Raw genomic sequence first — 18,062 nt, forward strand, 5'->3', positions numbered from 1 at the left:
CCTCAGGCCTCGACGGTCGCCAGGTACAGCTTCACGTAGCGGTCCACGTCCACGTCCAACCCGACGTCGACCAGCGGCTGTTCGCGCGTGCCCTCGTGGAGTTCCGACTCGCCCGGCCGGGGGCGGCGGTCCACGATCGTCATGCCGCGCGTCGGTCCGGGCGCGAGGGACACGTCCACCGGCAGGCGGCGGGTCGTCAGGCCCTCCGGGTCGGCGACCGCGCACACCGCACCCGCGTCACCGAGACCACCGGCCGTCTCCGCGGGGTCGTCGGGGCGGCTGTCCGGATGGGCCGGGCGATGGGCGAGCAGCTGTCCGGCCAGCCGCGCCCCGGGCTCGCCGCTCCCACGCAGCCTGCGCACCTCCGCCGCCGGCACCACGACCCGCGTGAACACGTCCAGCCCGTACATCGTGATCGGCACCCCGGCGGTGAGCAGGATCGCGGCCGCCTCCGGGTCGTGCCAGACGTTGAACTCCGCGACCGGGGTGGCGTTGCCGACGGCCGCCGCGCCGCCCATGAAGACGATCCGCTCGATGCCCCGGACCACCTCCGGATGCGTGCGCAGCAGCAGCGCGATGTTGGTGAGGGGGGCCATGGGGATGAGGGTGACCGGGCGCGGGGCGGCGAGGATCTCGCGCCGCAGCAGGGTCACCGCGTCGACGTCGGCGGGCCTGCGGGCCGGCTCCGGCAGGCCCAGGTCGCCCATGCCGTCGTGCCCGTGCACGTGCTGCGCCGAGCGGGGAGCCTCGATCAGCGGCCGTTCGGCGCCCCGGGCGACCGGGATGTCGGGGGCGCCGGCCTGCTCCAGCACGGTCAGGGTGTTGCGTACGACGCCGTCCACGTCCGTGTTCCCGGCCACACAGGTGATCGCCCGCACGTCGAGCGCGGGGTGCCGTACGGCGAACAGCAGGGCGAGGGCGTCGTCGACGCCGGTGTCACAGTCGATGATCACCGGGATGCGCTGGCCGTCCGTCACGGCGGGGACTCCTTCCAGTGGCTTCGCGGGCAAGCCCCGTGGCAGCGACCATACGGCCTGGGCGACGGCCCGTTCCGGGCTCCCGTGTGACGGGCGACCTCACGGCCCGCTCGACGGCCTGTTCGGGTTCCCGTGGCAGCGGCCTCACGGCCCGGGCGGCGGCCCGCTCCGGGTTCCCGCCGCGCCCGTGTCAGGAGCGACGTACCGCCGTGACGTCGAACTCCAGCGTCACCGCCCGGCCGACCAGCCCGCGGGCCCCGCGCACGCCCCAGTCGTGACGGTCGACGACCGTCCGGCCCGTGAAGACGGCCCGGAAGGTGCCCTGCGGGTCGGGGCCGGCCTCGGTCAGTTCCATGTCCACGGTGACCTGCCCGGTCACGCCGCGTACGGTCAGATCGCCGGTGACCTCGAAGCGCGCCGCGCCGGTCTGCCGCACGCGGGTCGAGGTGAAGGTCAGGGCCGGGTGGGCGTCCGCGGCCAGGAAGTCGCCGCTGCGCAGATGCTCGTCGCGCTTGGCGTTGCGGGTCTGGACGCTCGCCGCCCGGATCGTGAGCCGGACCGCGGACCGCGCCGGGCTGCCCCCGTCCAGCCGCGCGCTGCCCTCGAACGCCTCGAACCGTCCACGCACCTTGCCCACCACCGCGGCCCGGGCGGTGAAGCCGATGCGCGTGCGGGCGGGGTCGAGGACGTACTCGCCGGTCAGTTCGCCGAGTGCGGTCGCCGTGGTCATGATCACTCCTGAAGGAAAAAGGGGGGGTGTGGTCCCCCGGCGTCGGTCTCGGCAGTACGACGGCGCAGCCCCGCGGAATGTGAGGTGCCGCGTCGGCCTCACCTTCCGGCGCGCTGCTTCGTCGGAGGGGTGAGGACACCTGCGACCGAGGGACACACCATGAGCCTCCCGCCCGAACCGGCCGACGACCTGGACGCGATCACGCGTGAGCGGCGGCAGCTGATCAATCTCTCGTACCGGCTGCTCGGCTCGCTGGCCGAGGCCGAGGACGTCGTGCAGGAGACCTACGCCCGCTGGTACACGCTGCCCCAGGAGCAGCGGGACGCCGTCACCTCCCCCGGCGGCTGGCTGACGACCGTCGCCGGCCGGATCTGCCTGGACCTGCTCGGCTCGGCCCGGGCCCGGCGGGAGCGGTACGTCGGCCCATGGGTCCCGGAACCGCTGCCGGGCCGTGCGGAGTGGGTCGGTGGCGGCACCCCGGCCGACCCCGCGGACCGGGTCACCCTCGACGAGTCGGTCACGATGGCCTTCCTCGTCGTGCTCGAGTCGATGACCCCCGCCGAACGCGTCGCGTTCGTCCTGCACGACGTCTTCCGCTACCCCTTCGCCGATGTGGCAGAGATCGTCGGCCGCACCCCGGCCGCCTGCCGCCAGCTGGCCTCGTCGGCCCGCCGCCGCATCCGCGCGCGGCGATCTCCCGCGACGACGCCCGAGGCCCGGCGCGCGGACGTGGTCAGGGCGTTCCGGCGGGCGTGGGAGGCCCAGGACATCGACGGGCTGATCGGCGTGCTGGCCCCCGACGCGACCGCGACCGGCGACGGCGGCGGGCTCGTGCCGGCCGCCGTCCACCCGGTCGAGGGCGCCGAGCCGGTCGCCCGCTTCTTCGCCGAACGCGCCCGCGCGGTGCCCGGCATCGAGCTTCTGGAGTGCCCGGTCAACGGCCAGCCCGGCCTCGTGGCACGGAAGGACGCGGTGACCGTGTCGGTGCTGGCGTTCGACATCGCGGACGACCGGATCCGGCACGTCTGGGCCGTGCTCAATCCCCGCAAGCTCCGGCCCTGGACGGCGGACTGACCGGTGCCGCCCGGCCACACGAACGGACGCGCCGATGATTTCGGAGCCGTCGGCCGGTCGTTACAGGCAGGAGACGACGAAGGAGTCCCGCCATGCGCGCACAGCAGCCGACGACCGAACTCGACGCCCGCTACAGCTCCGCCCTCAATCCGCGCCCGGGTGCCTCGGAGGTCACCGCCACCGCATGGGCCGAGGCACAGGGACGGCTGGAGACCGCCGAGATCTTCTGGGTGTCCACCGTGCGGCCCGACGGCCGGCTGCACGTCACGCCCTGCATCGCCGCCTGGCACGAGGGGGTGCTGTACTTCTCCACCGGCCGCGGGGAACAGAAGGCGAAGAACCTCGCACACGACGCGCACTGCGCGCTGACGACCGGGGCGAACTCCCTCACCGACGGGCTCGACCTCGTGGTCGAGGGCACGGCCCGGCCGGTCGGCGACCGGGCCCTGCTGGAGGAGGTGATCACGGCGTACGAGACGAAGTACGGGCCGCACATCACCTCCCCCGAGGGCACGTTCCACGGCATCGGCGACGGGTTCCGCAGCGGTGCGGTCGTGGTGTTCGCCCTCGCTCCGGACACGGCCTACGGCTTCGGCCGCGACAACGGGGTCTACAGCCACACACGGTGGACGTTCTGAGCCCGTCCTACGGCTGGTCCCACAGCTCGCCGCCGCGGGCCGCGACGCGCTCGCCGATCCGCCGCAGCAGCTCGGCGGCGGGGAGCGCGTCGAGCCGGCGGCCGTCGCGCAGACGCGCCGCCACGAGGCCGGCGGCGGCCTCCCGCCCGCCGATCACCGCCTGGTAGGGCACCAGCCGGGCCGCGCGGATCCGGGCGGCCAGGGTGCCCTGCCCGGGCCCGGTGACCTCGGCGCGCAGACCGAGCTCCCGGGCGCGTGCGACCAGGGCGTCCGCGGCCTCGAACTGCTCCTCCCCGACCGGCAGGACGGCCAGTTGCACCGGCGCCAGCCACGGCGGGAAGGCCCCGCCGTGCTCCTCGACGAGGTGGGCGACGGCGCGCTCCACGCTGCCGATGACGCTGCGGTGCACCATGACCGGGCGGTGCTTCGCCCCGTCGGGGCCGATGTAGTGCAGGTCGAAGCGTTCGGGCTGGTGGAAGTCGATCTGCACGGTGGACAGGGTGGCCTCCCGGCCGGCCGGGTCGGTGATCTGCACGTCGATCTTGGGGCCGTAGAAGGCCGCCTCGCCCTCGGCCGCCTCGTACGGGATGCCGGAGCCGTCCAGGACCTCCCTCAGCAGGGCGGTGGCACGCCGCCACAGCTCCGGGTCGGCCACGTACTTGCCGCCCTCACCGGGCAGGGACAGCCGGTACCGGGCCGCCCGGATCCCCAGGTCGGCGTAGGCGCGGCCGATCAGCTCCAGCGCGGCCCGGGCCTCCTGGACGGCCTGCTCCAGGGTGCAGAAGATGTGCGCGTCGTTGAGGGTGATGGCCCGCACCCGGGTCAGTCCGCCGAGGACGCCGGACAGCTCCGAGCGGTACATGCCGCCCAGCTCGGCCATGCGCAGGGGCAGTTCGCGGTAGCTGTGGGAACGGCAGCGGTAGATCAGGGCGTGGTGGGGGCACAGGCTGGGGCGCAGCAGGACCTGCTCGGAGCCCACGTCCATCGGCGGGAACATGTCGTCGCCGTAGTGGTCCCAGTGCCCGGAGATCTCGTACAGCTCGCGTTTGCCGAGGACGGGCGAGTACACGTGCCGGTAGCCGGCCCGGCGTTCGGCGTCGCGGACGTACTCCTCCAGGGTGTGCCGCACGATCGCGCCGTCGGGCAGCCAGTACGGCAGCCCCGCGCCCATCAGCGGGTCGGTGTCGAACAGGTCCAGTTCACGGCCGAGTCGGCGGTGGTCGTGCATGGTGTGACTCCTCGCGGCGGGGAGGCGAGCACCACGTGACGAAGCCCCGGGGCACTCGCCCCGGGGCTTCGGACATCTGGGTCAGCTGTCAGCGCGCCGGGACACTCTCCGGCGTCGTCGTGGCGGACGGATACGACTGGGCGCGCTGCATGGGCGCGACCGTAACAGGGGCGCCGGAGGCGGGGCGAGGGGTTTTCGGGAGGGGGTTCGGGAGGGCCGGCCCGTGGCCCGCGGGAACCGCCGGTGCCCGGGGCCGCTCACCCCAACGGCCCGTATCGCTGGTGGCCGGACGGTCGCGGTGGTGCCGTAGGAGCACGCACCCGATCTTGGAGAGCGGCCCCGCCCCGAGGCGCCTCCGCGAGCCCCCGCAGGAGGCACCCAGATGACCCGCCCCACGGCCACCCGTGCCCTCCTGGCCTCCACGCTGTCCGTGACCGCCCTGCTGGCCACGGCCGGCTGCTCCGTCGACGACGGGCCGCGGCCCCGGTGGTTCTCCGCCTCCGCGTCCGCCTCCGGCGCGTCCCACGCCGTCGAGCAGCCGTCCGGTTCCGGAGCCGCCCTCACCGAGGCGCAGGCCCGGGCGGCACTGGTCACCGAGGCCGATCTGGGGGAGCCGTGGGCGCCGTCCCGGGGCGCGCGGACCTGGCGGGACGGGCTGCTCAAGGCGACCACGCAGGACCCGGACTGCCAGCGGCTGCTGGACGTCCTCTACACGGAGGAACCCTTCGGCACCCCGAAGGGCCCGCAGGCGGCGTCCGCGCTCGACGACAGTGACACCGACGCCCAGTTGCGCTACCGGGTCGCCGCCCACCCCCCGGCGGACGTGGACCGCACGCTGGACTGGATGAGGTCGCTGCCCGGCAGGTGCGGCGAGTTCACGGCCGCGACCAGCCGCGGCCTCGTCCAGGGCGTGGAGGTCCGTGACCTGCCGCTGCCGCCGGTGGGGGACGCCCGGCAGGCCCTGCGGGTCCTGCTGGCCGGCGAGACGGAGGAGGGGGAGCTCACGTACCTCACCATGGACCTCGCGGCCGTGCGCGTCGGCGAGGAGGCGATCACCCTCACCAACGCCGGACTGGACGAGGTGTACGCGCAGGTCACCCAGCAGACCGCGCAACTCGGGGCGCAGCGCCTGACCGAGATCAGGAAACAGGGCAGGGCACAGATCTGACGCCGCGCGCCTTCTGCGGCACCGCGGTCCGTCGCGTTCAGTACCGGTCGAAGCGGGTGCGGTGGGCGATCACGTCCCGCGCCACGTCCAGGGCCGTACGCCCGTGCGCGAAGGCGTCCGCCCGCAGCCGCGCGAGCGCGTCGTCCGCGCCCACGCCGAGCTGCGCCATGATCATGCCGACGGCCTGGTAGATCTCGTCGTGGTCGGTGGCCAGCCCGCTCAGCCAGTCGTCCCCGTCCTGCGTGTCGGGCTCGTCGCCGTGCGGCAGTGCCATCAGGGCCACGGTCATGACACCGGCCACGACCCGGGCCACGTGCAGCTGGCGGTCGGTGAGCCCGCCCGGGCGGTCGCGGTACAGGTCGAGCGTGCCCACGCACACCGTGCCGCTGCCCAGCGGCACCGCGTACACCGCCCGTACCCCGGCCTCCGTCGCCTGCTGGGCGAAGACCGGCCAGCGTCCGGCGTCCCGGCCCGTGGTCAGATCGCAGGCGAGGACGGGCGCGCCGTCCGCCAGGGCGCTCTGGCAGGGGCCGTCGCCCAGCGTCGCCTGGATCTGCGCGAGGTGCGCGGCCTGCGCGCTGCTCGCGCTCAGCTGCACAGGCATGCCCTCGCTGCGCAGCGACACGCTCGCGCCGATCACCGGCAGCAGTTCCACCGCCACCTCGCACAGCCGGCCCGGCACCTCTCCCGGCTCGGCGCCCCGCACGCCCCTGGCGATCGCGTCGGCGGCCCGGGCCCCGTCCGGGTCCGGGCCGGCGGCCCCGGCGCGGCCACGGCCCGGGTCGCCGCCGGGAGCGTCTCGGGGATCGTCCCTGGGCCGCACGGCCACCGCCTCCTTCGCTCACCGCGGCCTGCACCGTCGAGTGCTTCCGGACCACGGCCACGGCAGCCGCGACCCGCGTGCGACCGCCCCGCGGAGCCGCCGGGACCACCGGGACCACCGGAGCCACCGGGGCCGCCGGGCGACCGGCCGGGCCGACTTGTCCGGTGCCCGCCGCGCACCGGGCCCGCGCCCCACTCGGATCAGTGCCCCGCACTCGGATCAGTGCCCCGCACTCGGATCAGTGCCCCGCGCCCTCTCGGAACCGTGCCCCGACTACCCGTTGCGGGTGGGGCAAAACACCCGTGGGCGGCGAGCAGCGCGGCACCTGGCAGGGCCGCCTCACAAAGGAGGCTGTGCGGGGGCGGGGCCGAGGGTGGTGGTGCCGGGGGCGGTGCGGTGGCCGAGGCCGGTCCGGTAGGCGTCCAGGGCGGCCTCCACCCGCCCGGTCCTGCGCAGCAGGTCGCCCAGCAGCCGGCACAGGTCGGCCAGGTCACCCGCGGCGCCGGCCCGCTCCAGCAGGCTCAGGGCACGGACGTAGTGCTCCTCGGCGTCCTCGGTGCGGCGGGCGTCCTCGGCGATGATGCCGAGCAGCCGGTGCGCGGCGGCGGCATGGACGGCGCCCCGCTCGGGGGACAGGTGCCCGAGGACGTCGTAGAGCAGGGCCGCCGCCTCGTCGGACCGGCCCCGCCGGTGGAGCACGTCGGCCAGCTCGACGGTGACCTGGCTGCTGTAGAGGGCGGCGCGCTGGGCCGACAGCATGCCGAGGGCCTGCCGCAGCTCCTCCTCGGCGCGTTCCAGTCGGCCGTCCTGGGCGTAGACGTAGCCGCGCATCCAGTGGCAGTTGGCCAGCTCGGTGCGGATCTGCAGGCCCCGGTACAGCTCGGCGGCCTTGGCCAGGGAGGCGTCGGCCTCGGCGAGGCGGCCCTCGGCGACCAGGGTGCGGGCGACGGAGCGGTGCATGCGGGCGACCAGGGCGGGGTCGCCGGAGCGCGGGGCGAGGGCCAGGGCGAGCTCGGCGGCCTGGGCGGCGCGGGCGTGCGCGCCCATGTCCATGTACGGGCCGATGGCGCTGGCGTAGAGCAGCAGCAGGGCGTCGGGGTCGTGCAGGCCGCCGCGGTTGAGTTCGTCGAGGGTGGTCTCCAGCAGGTAGACGGCGTACCGGAGTTCACCGGCGAGGTAGTGCGCGACGGCCCGGCCGCGCAGGGCCGGGACCCGGGCGGGCAGGGGTGCGCCGGCCAGGCACTTCTCGGCCCGTTCGAAGTGCTGCCGGCCGGCGACGAGTTCACCGGTCTCCAGGGCGCACTCGCCGAGTCCGAGCAGGGCGGCGGACTGCTCGGCCGTCAGGCCGTGCGCCTCGGCCTCGGTAAGGAGCTCGGCATACTGCCCGGCGGCCGCCTCGGCCTCGCCGTCGGCCAGGGTGCGCTGGGCTTCGGTGAGCCGCAGCCGCAGCCCGGTGACGAGCCGGGCCGAGCGCCCGCCGGCGAGCTCGTCGAAGGCCACGCCGAGCCGCTCCGCGAGATGCCGCAGGGCGTCGTCGGAAGGCCGCACCCGGCCCGACTCGAGGGTGGAGATGTAGGCCGGGGTGTACACGGGTTCCGCCAACTGCCGCTGCGTCAGTCCGCGTTCCACACGCAACCGCTGCACCCGGCGCCCGATGGTCCCCGGATCGTCACGTTCCGCCACGCCAACTCCCCCTGCAGCCCTTGCCGTTCGACCGGAACCGCCTCTAGGTTAAACGGAGTGTTAAGCGGGATTGTCGAACCTGCTTAACACGTTGCCGCCGTAGTCACCGCCCCTGTTGCGAGGTCGCCGTGCTCGAACGCACACGCACCGCCGAGCGGTACGCCCGAGGCTTCACCGCCGCGCTCGTCGCGGTGGCGACGCTGTTGCTCGCGGCGAACGCGGGCCCGGCCAGAGCCGAGGCCCCACGGCCGGGGCTGCAGGCCGCCGCCGACCCCCGCTGACGTGGCCGGGAAAGCCCTTCACACCAGCGTCTTACGTGCCTGTTCACCCGTGTGTCAGCGGGGTGTTCTAGCCTGCGCAGGCTGATCACTTCATTCGCACCGGGGGGTTCGGAACACCGTGCACAGACGCATGCTCACGACCGCGACGGCGCTCGCGGTCCTCTTGGGTTCGCTCACGCTCGCCGCGGCGGGCGCCGGACCGGCGACGGCCGACTCCAGCGCGCTGCTGCCCCTGAAGTCGAGCGGCGACATCGTCGTCGACGGGGTCCACCACCGCGTCTTCATCAGTGATCCGACGGCCGGTCAGGTCGTCGTCACCGACTACGCGGGCACGGTCACCGCCACCGTGGGCGCGCTGCCCGGCGTGCGCGGTCTGGAGCTGTCGCCCGACTCGGGCACGCTGTACGCGGCCGTGCGCGACGCGGACGCGGTCGTCGCGATCGACACGGCCACCGCGACCGAGTCCCGCCGCTTCGTCACGGGCGCGGGCGCCGGCCCGTCGTACGTGGCCCTGACCGGCGGCAGGCTGTGGTTCAGCTACGGCGGCTCCGGGAACGGCAACATAGGCTCGCTCGACCCCAGCGACGCCGACCCTGAGGTCACCCTGGGCCAGGACACCGGCCGCACCTTCTACGACGCCCCGATCCTGGACGCCTCCGCGGGCGCCCCGGGCACGCTCGTCGCGGGGGCGCCGGGGCAGAGCCCGGTCGAACTCGCCGTGTACGACGTCTCCTCCGGCACCGCGAGCCGTACGGCCTACGCCTTCGACCCGGGCAGCACCGGCGGCGGCAACCTCCAGGACCTCGCGGTGACGCCGGACGGCAAGGACGTCGTCACGGCCAGCGGCGCCCCCTACTACCAGGCCGTCTACAAGCTCACGGACCTCACCGCCGACGGCAAGTACGTCACCAACACGTACCCGAACGCGGTGGACATCGCCCCGAACGGCGACGTCGCGGCGGGCACCGACTCCTCGTACGAGCCGGACGTCCACGTCTTCAAGCAGGGTGTGCCGACCCCCGTCAGGCAGTACGACCTGCCCGACACGGGCACCCCCGGCGACTCGGACCTGCTGGCCCCGGCGGGCCTCGCCTGGGCACCCGACGAGAGCAGGCTCTTCGCTCTGTCGAAGAACGGCTCCGACGCGTACGCGCTGCGGATCTACGACGCTCCGACGAAGGCGTCCACGACCCTCACGGTGCACGCCCCGGCCACGGCCGGCCGCGGAGCCTCCCTCACCCTCACCGGCACGCTGGCCTCGTCGGCGGCGTTCGGGGCGGGCACGAAGGTCTCCGTCACCCGTACCGACGACGAGTCCCCGGCCGGCAAGCCGCTCGGCACGGCGACCGTCGGGGCCGACGGATCGTACACCTTCGCCGACACCCCGCCGGCGGGCGGCAAGGTGACGTACACGGTCACCTACGCGGGCGACGACGCGCACGCCGGCGCCTCCGCCACGCAGGAGGTGAGCGTCGCGAAGTCCGCGGCCGCCCTCACGCTGGACGGCAACGGCAAGGTGTACGGCTACGGCAGCGACGTGACGTTCGCGGCGCACCTCGGCACCACGTACAAGAACCGGACGGTCGAGATCTGGGCCGACCCCTACGGCACCGACAAGCCGCGCACCCTGGTCAAGAGGGGCACGGTCGACTCGCACGGCAACCTGTCCGCGACGGTCCACCTGACCCGGGACACGAAGGTCAGCGCCACGTTCACGGGCGACACCCGGTACGCCGCGAGGACGGTCACCAGCTCGGCCTGCACCAGGGTCGCCATCTCGACGTCCCTGAGCGGCTCTTACAAGTCCGCGACGGCCTGGAACCAGAAGTACTCCTACTTCCACCGGTCCAAGGACCCCGTCCAGAACACGACGATGTCCATGTACCCGGGGCGCAAGTACCAGCTCCAGGTGCAGCGGTACTCCGACGGCGCGTGGCGGACCACCGCCACGGAGTTCTTCTCGCTCGACCGCTACGGCAAGGACGCGGCCACACTGGACGGCACTCCGCCCGTCGGTCCCCGCTTCCGGATCCGCTCGTCCTACATCGACCCGAAGTCGGGCGACAACGTCAACACCACGACGTACGGGGCGTGGAAGTACTTCGTCTTCACCCGCTGACCCCGCCGAACCGGCCGGAACCCGTCCTGGGGTTCCGGCCGTTTCTCCACTCGCCTCTGTGTGCGGGACGGGCGCGTCAGGAGGAGAATGGGACGGAGGGAGCTGAGACGCCATGACGTTCCCCATCACCCCGGACTACGAGTCCTGTCTCCGCACCTCGGCCGTGAGACACCCGAACGAACGGTCCAGACTGGTCCTCGCCGCAGCCTCCGTGTGGATCGCGTTCGGCATCCTGCTGGTCATCGCCCTCTCACTGGGAGGTACCAGTCTTCTGATCTTCTTCCTGACGGTCCTCGCCGTCGCGGTGGCCCAGTGGGTCATCCTGAGGATGTGGCAAGCGCGTCTTCTCGGCAGCGCGGTCAAAGTGACACCCGGCAGTTTCCCGGAGATCCACGCGGAGATCGCCGAACTCCGCAGGAAACTCGACTACCACCGGCCGGTCGACGTCTACGTGGTCGACGAGGTCCAGGGAAAGATGACGGTGACCAGCCTGCTCGGGACGCGGGTGCTCCTCATCGAGGGAGGGTTCGCCGCGAGCCTGCAGGAGGACGGTCCCGCGGCCCTGCGCTTCATGCTCGGCAACTTCATCGGCTGGCTCAAGGCCCGGCACGGGCGGCTGAACCTCTCCGTGATCGTCCTCGATCGCCTGAGGTACCTGACGTACGTGGTCCCCTGGATACTTCCCTACTGGCGTTGTTCCGAGTACACCTGCGACCAGTTCGGATACCTGTGCGCCGAGGACCTGCACGCGTCCCTCGGCGTGATAGCCCGGCTCGCCGTCGGCAAGGAACTCGGTCCCGGCATGTCCCCCACGGGCATCCTCGAGCAGGCCCAGCAGGCGTCCCGGCATCCGCTGACGCGCTACGGCGAACTGTCCCAACCACAGCCGCACCTGGTGAAGCGTTACGTCAACCTCGTCGCCTTCGCCGGGGCCGTGATGCCCGTCGACTGCGAACGCTTCCGCGCGGGGCTGGACGAGAAGGGCCGCCGCATCCTCAGGGACCTGCTGCTGCAGACGCCTCATCGCCAGTCGCACGGCTCGATGCCCTGGCAGGCCGCCTGACCGGGCCTCCCGGTCAACCGGGCAGAACCTTCCGCAACGCCTCGTCAAGGCTCTTCGCGATCTCCGCGTCGCCCGGCCTGCCCTCACGCGGGCTCGGGCCGTACAGGGCGTCCAGTTCGGTGATGAGGGTGTGTGTCACCGCGCCGTACAGCGGGGTGCGTGGGCGGTGCACCCCCTCGCGGAGGGACGGGAGCAGGATGTCGCGGGAGAAGCTGACACCGTCGGCGATCCGGTCGGGGGGCAGGCGGACCGTGCCCTCGCCGGTGGGCGGGGCCGAGGGGGTCTCGGCGTACGCCGGGGCGTGCCGGCACGGGGGAGCGGTGCCGGATTCCTGGTAGGCGGAGACACGGGTCGCGGCGAACCCGGCGCGCAGCAGGCAGCGTTCGCTGTCCGGGTCGGTCAGGAACGCGATGAGTTCCGCCGCCTTCGCGGCCCGCTGCTCGGACGTGGAGGCGGTGACGGCCAGGTTCTGCCCGCCGAGGACCGCCTTGCCGGGCAGCCGGGTCACCCCCAGGTTCTCCCCGTAGGTCTCGTGCAGGGCGGGGTAGACGTACGGCCAGTGCCGCAGGAAGGTGGTGCGGCCCTCCGCGAAGGCGCTGAGCGACTCGGCCTCGCGGGACTCGGAGGCCTCGTCGAGGGTGTACGGCGGGGCCGTGCGCGCACGCAGTTCGGCCACGCCCGCCGTGAGCTGTTCCACGGTCGCCGTGTACTCGCCGTCGCCGTCGGTCAGCCGGATCCCGGGCACGGCCGAGGTGAACGCCTCGATCGCGTTGACCGTACGGCCCTCGTACGGGGCGAGCTGGGTGGCCCAGCCCTCGTGCCCCTGGGGGCCGAAGTGGCCTTTGACGGCGTCGATCTGGTCCCGCAGTTCGTCCCAGGTGACCCCGTCACTGAGATCGGTCCGGGAGACACCCGCCTCCCGCAGATGGTCCTTGCGGTAGTACAGCAGGCCGGCGTCGCTGTTGAACGGCACCGCGTACCGCTTGCCCTTCCAGTAGGACGTCCTGTCCACGGACGGGATGATGTCGTCCGGGGACCTGACGGCCGCGTCGGTCAGCGGGCGGATCAGGCCCGCGTCGGCGAACTCCGGAACCCAGGTCACGTCCAGGTTCACCACGTCGTACCGGGCGCTGCCGGACTGGAGGGCGCCGAGCAGCTGGCTGCGCTGCTGGTCGGCGGAACCGGGCAGTTCCACCAGCCGGGCCTCGAAGCCCTGCGGGCCCTCCTCGGCGTTCCAGACGTCGATGAGCTGCTGGCGGATGCCGTTCTTGCCGGTCACGTCCTGCCCGCTGGCCACCACGATCCGGCGGCGGTTGTCGGCGTCCGGCGGCTCTTCCCGCGCGTCACCGCCGGTGCAGGCGGCCAGGAACAGCAGCGCCAGCAGGGACGGCAACGCGAATACGGCGGCCGGCAGCCGTCGGGCCATCATTCCTCCCCCGTTCCGATGCGGGCGACCTCGTCGCGCAGCGCGGGCACGAGGTCGTCCCCGGCGTCCAGGCAGCGGCCCTGGGCGGCCTCCGCGACGCGCGTGCCGGGGCGGCCCCGGTCGCAGCCACCGCTCTTCAGCATCACCATGGCCACGGGCACGCCCGACTCGCGTGCCCGGTCCTCCACCTCGCGGAGGCGGTCGCCGGCCAGGCGGTTGTCGTCCTCGCCGTCGGTGAGGTACACGATCAGCTGCGGCCGCTCGTCACCGGCGCCGCGCTCCCGCATGAACGCAAGGGCGTCCAGCAGGGCGGCGCGCGGATCGGCTTCCGCGCCCCGCACCTGGGCGCCTTCCTCACCGGTCCCGAGTGCCTTCTCCGCCGCCGCGCGGGAGTGCCTGCCGAAGTCCAGCAGGTCGGTGTGCGTGGGGCCCTCGACCCCGTGCACCGCCCACACCCCGTACTCGTCCCCCCTGCCGAGCCCCGTCAGGGTCTGTTTGAGGATGCCGGGGCCGCCGCTGGGACCGTCCCACAGGCCGGCCATCGAGCCGGAACTGTCGAGGAGGAACAGGACGCGGCCGGTTCCGTGCGCGTTGCCGTACCGCTCCAGCGTCCTGTCCAGTTCCGTCGCGTCGGCGGGGTCCGCCGGCGGAACGGAACCGGTCAGCCCGTGGTCGGCCGCCTTCCCGGCGAGCAGCCCCCGTTCGCCCGTCGCTGACCTGAATCCCTGCCGGCCGAGCGCCTCCCGGCCGCCCTCTCCCGTCAGCCAGTCGCGGAACCGGTCCACCCTGTCGTCCCGTGCCTGGACGTCCCGGTCGCCGCCTTCCCAGCGCACCCGCACGAACGTCGGCTCCAGACCGGGCACGTCGTCGGGGTAGACGGCGGTGCGCTCGGCGCGCGTGACCGAGTGGCAGCCGACGCCGCTCCTGAGCAGGAACTCCGGGACCAGGACCGCGCTGCGGTCGTCCGCGGCGTCGTCCACGGGCAGCGTGCACAGCAGCCTGACGGCGGAGGGCTCGGGCCGGCCCGCCCGGCTGAGCAGCCCCTCGGCGCCCCGCACATCGGCCCCGTCGCCGTACAGGCCCACCGTCGCCAGCAGCGCCGAGTCGCTGAACTCGGGGTCGGGCCTGCGCACTTGTGCCTTGTCGTCCGAGTCCTTCAGGTCACTGACCAGCTCACGCAGCGACCCCCCGGTGGGCGGGAGGCCGGCGTCGAGACCTTCCGGGACGGCCAGCACGACCGGTGAGTACGCGAGCGGCCCCTGGTCCGGCTCCAGCCGGGCGAAGACGCGTTCCACCTGCGCGTCGCCGGCCCGGTCGACGTCCGCGCGGGTCGCGGGGATCCACACGTCCGGCTGCGGGCCGATGTCCCGCTGCGGGTTGACGTCCTCCCTCGGCTGCTGCCAGGGGTCCGACTGCTCGCCCAGCGCGGTCACCACATGAGCGGCACCGGCGCTGTAGACGGTGATGCCGCTGCGCGGGCAGCCGTCCTCCGTGGTGTTGGCGTCCGAGGCGAGGTAGGCGTCCGCGGCCGCCCGCATCGCCGGTTCCAGGTCGGGGTCGGTGAGGACCCGCAGCTCCAGGGGCGGTTCGCAGGGGCCGGATCCCCCGGTCAGGACCACGACTCCGTAACCGGCGGCACCGATCGCGACGAACGCGACCACGAGCGCCACAACGGTGCGGCCGAACAGCCCGACGGACTCCCGGACGCGGGCGAGCGGACGCCGGAGCCGGGAGAGCCGGCCGGACGGGTCCTCGGTGTCGTCGTGCGGGCCCACCGGTCCTGCCGCCAGCAACACGTCCGCGTCCGGGTCCCACGGGGGCGCCAGTGCCTGAGGTCGCTGCGAGTCGTCGGCCTCCGCCTTGTACTTGGCGGCGTCCATCCGCTCCTTCACCGCGGCGTACAGCTCGGAGAGCCACAGCTCCCCGCCCGCCTCGAGGACCCGTACCACCTCGCGCGTGAACGGCGTGGCGACCTCCGCGTCGCCGCCCGGGATGCAGCGGTTGGGCTGCACGCTCATCAGCAGCAGGATCTTGTGCTTCTTGCGCTTCGGATCGTCGAAGCGGTGCCAGATCTCCGCGGCGTTGCCCGCGTAGCAGCAGTCGAGGATCACCACCACCTGCTGGGCGCGGCTCTCGACGAGCTCTCCGAGCACCTCGCTGAACGTCACCGAGCCGGGCAGTCCGTCGCCCGTGAGGACGCGGGCGGTACGCATCTGGAGGTGCAGCTCGTTGCCGGAGGTGGAGGTGACGGCGTGCCCTGCGAAGTAGACCAGCAGCAGCCCCCTGGCCTCCTGGCAGGCGCGGCGGAGCGCCCCCGTGAACTCGTCCGGGGTCGGCGAGGCCAGGGCCCGCACCTCGTGCGCACCGAACACGGCGCTCCGGTGCAGCGCGTCCTCGAGCGTCGTCCGGTTGTGCCGCACGGCGGGGAGCTGGCCGGTGACGCCCTGTGGATCCGGTGCCGTGTGGTCGTACTCGGACACGGCGACCAGCAGCGCCCGGTTCACTTCGCCGCGCGGGTCGAAGCGGCTCACCGGCCTACTCCCCGTCGGTGTCCAGCGTGCGGATCTGTGGCTCGGGATCCCCGCTCTGGAGCCTTCGGCGGTTGTTCGTCCAGGTCTTCACCGCGCGTGCGGTGTACTCGGTCAGCGCCGCGATGGTGACGACGTCACCGAGCAGTTTCAGTACGAGTTCGAGGTCGGGTCCCAGCTGCCCCCTGGTCCCGTCGGTGCTGGTCCGCGCCTCGATGCTCAGCTTCTCTTCGGCGAGCAGTTCCGCGAGCGGCTCTTCCCGCTCCAGCCACGTCTTCAGGGCTCTGACATCGTCCACGGTCCCGCCGGCGCCCAGCCGGACGCGTACGCCTAAGACAGCCACTTCGTCCCCCTCTGTCATGCCCGACATCATGACACCGGGTCAGGCCCCGGCGGCAGACCCGTGACGTGACCCGGGCAAGCGATTGCACGCCCCCTTCACGCCAGGGGCACGCGGCGCACACGGCTCAGCCCTGGGTCTGCAACTGCCTCAGCTGCCGCTGCACATGGTCCAGCGCCCCCTCGCGCCGCCCGGGCACCCGTCCGCGCAACGCGGCCAGCGAGGCGCCCAGTTCGCGGGCGGGGGCGGGGTCGCGGACCTGGCCCCACTGGTGGTGCGCCCGGTCCACCGCGGCCTCGACGGCGGGGGCGTCCGGGGCCTGCCCGGCGTTCAGGCGGGCGGTGGCGATCATCAGCCAGGTGCGGCAGCTGCGGGCGGCGTCCCCGGCGAACATCGCGAGGTCGGCCCGTACTTCGGCCCAGTGCAGGGCCTCCTCGGACGCGGGCCCGTGCGCGGTGACGGCGGTCTGTTCGTGCCGGGCGGCGAGCGCGTCGGCGTCGGCGTGCCGGCCGGACTGGACGGCGGCGGTGATGGCGGCGTGCGGATCCCCGACCGCCGGGCCGGGCGTGCTCAGCACCAGGTCCGTGCCCGCGCTCTCCGGCGCGATCCGCGTCAGGGCCTGCTGGTGCAACTGCTCGACCGGCGGCCGGAACCCGCTGCGCAGGATCGTCGCGACGGCCTTCATGTACGACGGCTGCGCGACGCCGCGTCTGGAGGGCGGCGGCGCGATGCGCCCGTGGACGGCGTTGCCCCGCCCCGAGTCCAGCGGGGTGCTCCGCAGCAGCTCCCAGGTCTCGGCGTCGGCGTGCAGGTCGAGCAGGAGGGTGGTGGCGCCGGCGGGCCTGAGCCGCAGTTCCTCCCGGAACCAGTGCCAGGGGAAGGCCGTGTAACGGGCGGTGGAGGGGGTGGTGCGGGCCAGCGCGAGGTGCGGCAGGTGCTGGCGGCGGTCGAGCTGGAGCTGGCCGGTGACGTACACGGTGAGCGGCCCGGGGGCCGCGGCGGCGGCGCGCAGCCGGGTGAGGACGGCCTGTGGCTCCAGCGGGTCGGCGAGTTCGACGACGTTCGCGGTGTCGGTGCCGGACAGCACGGCGGGCGCCACGGCGGCGAGGACGGGGAGCACGGAGGCGGCGTCCACCAGGCGCCCCTTGCCCACCGGCGAGGCCGCCAGCAGCAGCACGGTTCCGGGCATCGCCCCACCCCCTGTGTCGATCACGTACGTCAGCACCGTAACCGCTGCGGCTGCAAAGGTGGGCCCCAGGACCGCAAACGTCCGCCTTCGGGGGCTTCTGCCCGGCACATCACGGGCCCCCGGCCCGCATCCCCGCCCTTCGGGGCTTCCGCCCGGCGGGAAACGGGACCGCACCGCCCGCGTCCCCGGCCCGTCCCGGTCCTCCGGAGGCTTCCGCCCGGCGGAACACGGGCCCGCACCGGCCGCGTCCCCACACCGGTTCGTTCCGCCGACTTGCCAGGGGCTGTGCGCCGGTGTGCCCTGGTTTCAGGGGCAGGGACAGAGAGGAGAGCTGTCATGGCTCATGCGGCACCGTCCTCACGGCAGATGACCATGCCTCGTCGCAGGCCCGACGTCTTCGGCCCACGGGTCCACCTCGCCGTGAAGGTCGGCCTGCCCGTGGTGCTCGGGCTCACCTACGGCTACTGGGCCGCGGCCATCCGGCGCGACGCCGGGCCGATCACGGCCTGGAACGTGCTGTTCGGCGTCGTCACGGCGGTCGTGTTCGCCCTGGTGTTCGCCGCCGTGTGCGCGCTCGCGCCACTGCTGCCCCGCGAGCTGCACGCGCTGTGCTGGTTCGTCTTCGCGGGCGGCGGGTTCGGCTTCCTGTACAGCCAGTCCGGTGCGTCCGTGCTCAGCTCCAGCGGGCTTGGCCTGGTGACCGGGGCGGCCGTCTACGCGATGGTGTTCTACCGGTATTACACGCACGAGGACGCCGCGGGCCGGCGGATCGGCTAGGAAGGCTCGGGACACTCG

The 18,062-nt window shown here is 73.6% G+C and carries 15 protein-coding genes and 1 pseudogene; 7 read left to right on the forward strand and 9 right to left on the reverse strand.

What is annotated here, in order from left to right; genetic code table 11:
- Window positions 1-2 precede the first annotated feature (2 nt).
- A complete protein-coding gene (locus tag ACFCXS_RS25245) occupies window positions 3-977 on the reverse strand; it encodes a nucleoside hydrolase (RefSeq protein ID WP_376645603.1) in 975 nt (324 codons plus the stop codon).
- A gap of 190 nt (window positions 978-1,167) precedes the next feature.
- Entirely contained in the window at window positions 1,168-1,707 is a 540-nt protein-coding gene (locus ACFCXS_RS25250; protein WP_376645604.1) for a YceI family protein, read from the reverse strand.
- 159 nt (window positions 1,708-1,866) lie between these two features.
- Here ACFCXS_RS25250 and sigJ point away from each other — a divergent pair, with 159 nt between their 5' ends.
- Both sigJ and ACFCXS_RS25260 read left to right on the forward strand, forming a co-directional pair.
- Window positions 1,867-2,781 carry an RNA polymerase sigma factor SigJ gene (sigJ, locus tag ACFCXS_RS25255; RefSeq protein WP_376645605.1) on the forward strand — a complete coding sequence of 305 codons (915 nt, stop codon included), beginning with the start codon at window positions 1,867-1,869 and terminating at the stop codon, window positions 2,779-2,781.
- 92 nt (window positions 2,782-2,873) lie between these two features.
- Window positions 2,874-3,419, forward strand: a complete 546-nt coding sequence (locus ACFCXS_RS25260) for a pyridoxamine 5'-phosphate oxidase family protein (RefSeq protein ID WP_376645606.1) — start codon at window positions 2,874-2,876, stop codon at window positions 3,417-3,419.
- Window positions 3,420-3,426: 7 nt separating this feature from the next.
- On the opposite strand, the pseudogene thrS reads toward ACFCXS_RS25260, so the two are convergent.
- Window positions 3,427-4,719: pseudogene (gene thrS / locus ACFCXS_RS25265) on the reverse strand (threonine--tRNA ligase); the annotation flags it as partial.
- A gap of 310 nt (window positions 4,720-5,029) precedes the next feature.
- Between thrS and ACFCXS_RS25270 the strand changes: the two are divergent.
- A complete protein-coding gene (locus ACFCXS_RS25270) occupies window positions 5,030-5,815 on the forward strand; it encodes a hypothetical protein (RefSeq protein WP_376645607.1) in 786 nt (261 codons plus the stop codon).
- Between the two features lie 37 nt (window positions 5,816-5,852).
- Here the strand turns inward: ACFCXS_RS25270 and ACFCXS_RS25275 are convergent, their stop codons facing one another.
- Window positions 5,853-6,644 carry a GAF and ANTAR domain-containing protein gene (locus ACFCXS_RS25275; protein WP_376645608.1) on the reverse strand — a complete coding sequence of 264 codons (792 nt, stop codon included), beginning with the start codon at window positions 6,642-6,644 and terminating at the stop codon, window positions 5,853-5,855.
- Window positions 6,645-6,977: 333 nt separating this feature from the next.
- Window positions 6,978-8,321: a tetratricopeptide repeat protein gene (locus ACFCXS_RS25280; protein ID WP_376645609.1), complete on the reverse strand. Its 1,344-nt coding sequence runs from the start codon at window positions 8,319-8,321 to the stop codon at window positions 6,978-6,980.
- 128 nt (window positions 8,322-8,449) lie between these two features.
- On the opposite strand from ACFCXS_RS25280, the gene ACFCXS_RS25285 reads away from it, so the two are divergent.
- The 3 genes from ACFCXS_RS25285 (at window position 8,450) to ACFCXS_RS25295 (ending at window position 11,784) form a co-directional block, all read left to right on the forward strand.
- On the forward strand, window positions 8,450-8,602 hold the full coding sequence (locus ACFCXS_RS25285; RefSeq protein WP_376645610.1) for a hypothetical protein: 153 nt from the start codon (window positions 8,450-8,452) through the stop codon (window positions 8,600-8,602).
- 130 nt (window positions 8,603-8,732) lie between these two features.
- A complete protein-coding gene (locus tag ACFCXS_RS25290; RefSeq protein ID WP_376645611.1) occupies window positions 8,733-10,721 on the forward strand; it encodes an Ig-like domain repeat protein in 1,989 nt (662 codons plus the stop codon).
- A 112-nt stretch (window positions 10,722-10,833) separates the two neighbouring features.
- Window positions 10,834-11,784 (forward strand): hypothetical protein, encoded by a 951-nt coding sequence (locus ACFCXS_RS25295; protein ID WP_376645612.1) that lies wholly within the window; start codon window positions 10,834-10,836, stop codon window positions 11,782-11,784.
- 13 nt (window positions 11,785-11,797) lie between these two features.
- Here the strand turns inward: ACFCXS_RS25295 and ACFCXS_RS25300 are convergent, their stop codons facing one another.
- From ACFCXS_RS25300 to ACFCXS_RS25315, 4 genes are all read right to left on the reverse strand, one after another.
- On the reverse strand, window positions 11,798-13,210 hold the full coding sequence (locus tag ACFCXS_RS25300) for an extracellular solute-binding protein (RefSeq protein ID WP_376645613.1): 1,413 nt from the start codon (window positions 13,208-13,210) through the stop codon (window positions 11,798-11,800).
- Entirely contained in the window at window positions 13,210-15,741 is a 2,532-nt protein-coding gene (locus ACFCXS_RS25305; protein ID WP_376645614.1) for a substrate-binding domain-containing protein, read from the reverse strand. Before ACFCXS_RS25305 ends, ACFCXS_RS25300 begins: the two co-directional genes overlap by 1 nt.
- 4 nt (window positions 15,742-15,745) lie before the next feature.
- A complete protein-coding gene (locus tag ACFCXS_RS25310) occupies window positions 15,746-16,099 on the reverse strand; it encodes a hypothetical protein (RefSeq protein ID WP_376645615.1) in 354 nt (117 codons plus the stop codon).
- A gap of 106 nt (window positions 16,100-16,205) precedes the next feature.
- Complete coding sequence (locus tag ACFCXS_RS25315) at window positions 16,206-17,267, reverse strand: hypothetical protein (RefSeq protein ID WP_376645616.1); 1,062 nt, start codon at window positions 17,265-17,267, stop codon at window positions 16,206-16,208.
- Between the two features lie 336 nt (window positions 17,268-17,603).
- Here ACFCXS_RS25315 and ACFCXS_RS25320 point away from each other — a divergent pair, with 336 nt between their 5' ends.
- Window positions 17,604-18,044 carry a hypothetical protein gene (locus ACFCXS_RS25320; protein WP_376645617.1) on the forward strand — a complete coding sequence of 147 codons (441 nt, stop codon included), beginning with the start codon at window positions 17,604-17,606 and terminating at the stop codon, window positions 18,042-18,044.
- The last annotated feature ends 18 nt before the right edge of the window (window positions 18,045-18,062 follow it).

Origin of the sequence: Streptomyces sp. NPDC056373 (genome assembly GCF_042262425.1) — a bacterium.
GTDB lineage: Bacteria > Actinomycetota > Actinomycetes > Streptomycetales > Streptomycetaceae > Streptomyces.

Coding starts and splice junctions, on each gene's coding strand:
- ACFCXS_RS25290 (WP_376645611.1), top strand. CDS start 8,733: ATGCTCACGACCGCGACGGCGCTCGCGGTCCTCTTGGGTTCGCTCACG.
- ACFCXS_RS25315 (WP_376645616.1), bottom strand. CDS start 17,267: ATGCCCGGAACCGTGCTGCTGCTGGCGGCCTCGCCGGTGGGCAAGGGG.
- sigJ (WP_376645605.1), top strand. CDS start 1,867: ATGAGCCTCCCGCCCGAACCGGCCGACGACCTGGACGCGATCACGCGT.
- ACFCXS_RS25250 (WP_376645604.1), bottom strand. CDS start 1,707: ATGACCACGGCGACCGCACTCGGCGAACTGACCGGCGAGTACGTCCTC.
- ACFCXS_RS25320 (WP_376645617.1), top strand. CDS start 17,604: ATGGCTCATGCGGCACCGTCCTCACGGCAGATGACCATGCCTCGTCGC.
- ACFCXS_RS25310 (WP_376645615.1), bottom strand. CDS start 16,099: ATGACAGAGGGGGACGAAGTGGCTGTCTTAGGCGTACGCGTCCGGCTG.
- ACFCXS_RS25295 (WP_376645612.1), top strand. CDS start 10,834: ATGACGTTCCCCATCACCCCGGACTACGAGTCCTGTCTCCGCACCTCG.
- ACFCXS_RS25260 (WP_376645606.1), top strand. CDS start 2,874: ATGCGCGCACAGCAGCCGACGACCGAACTCGACGCCCGCTACAGCTCC.
- ACFCXS_RS25270 (WP_376645607.1), top strand. CDS start 5,030: ATGACCCGCCCCACGGCCACCCGTGCCCTCCTGGCCTCCACGCTGTCC.
- ACFCXS_RS25300 (WP_376645613.1), bottom strand. CDS start 13,210: ATGGCCCGACGGCTGCCGGCCGCCGTATTCGCGTTGCCGTCCCTGCTG.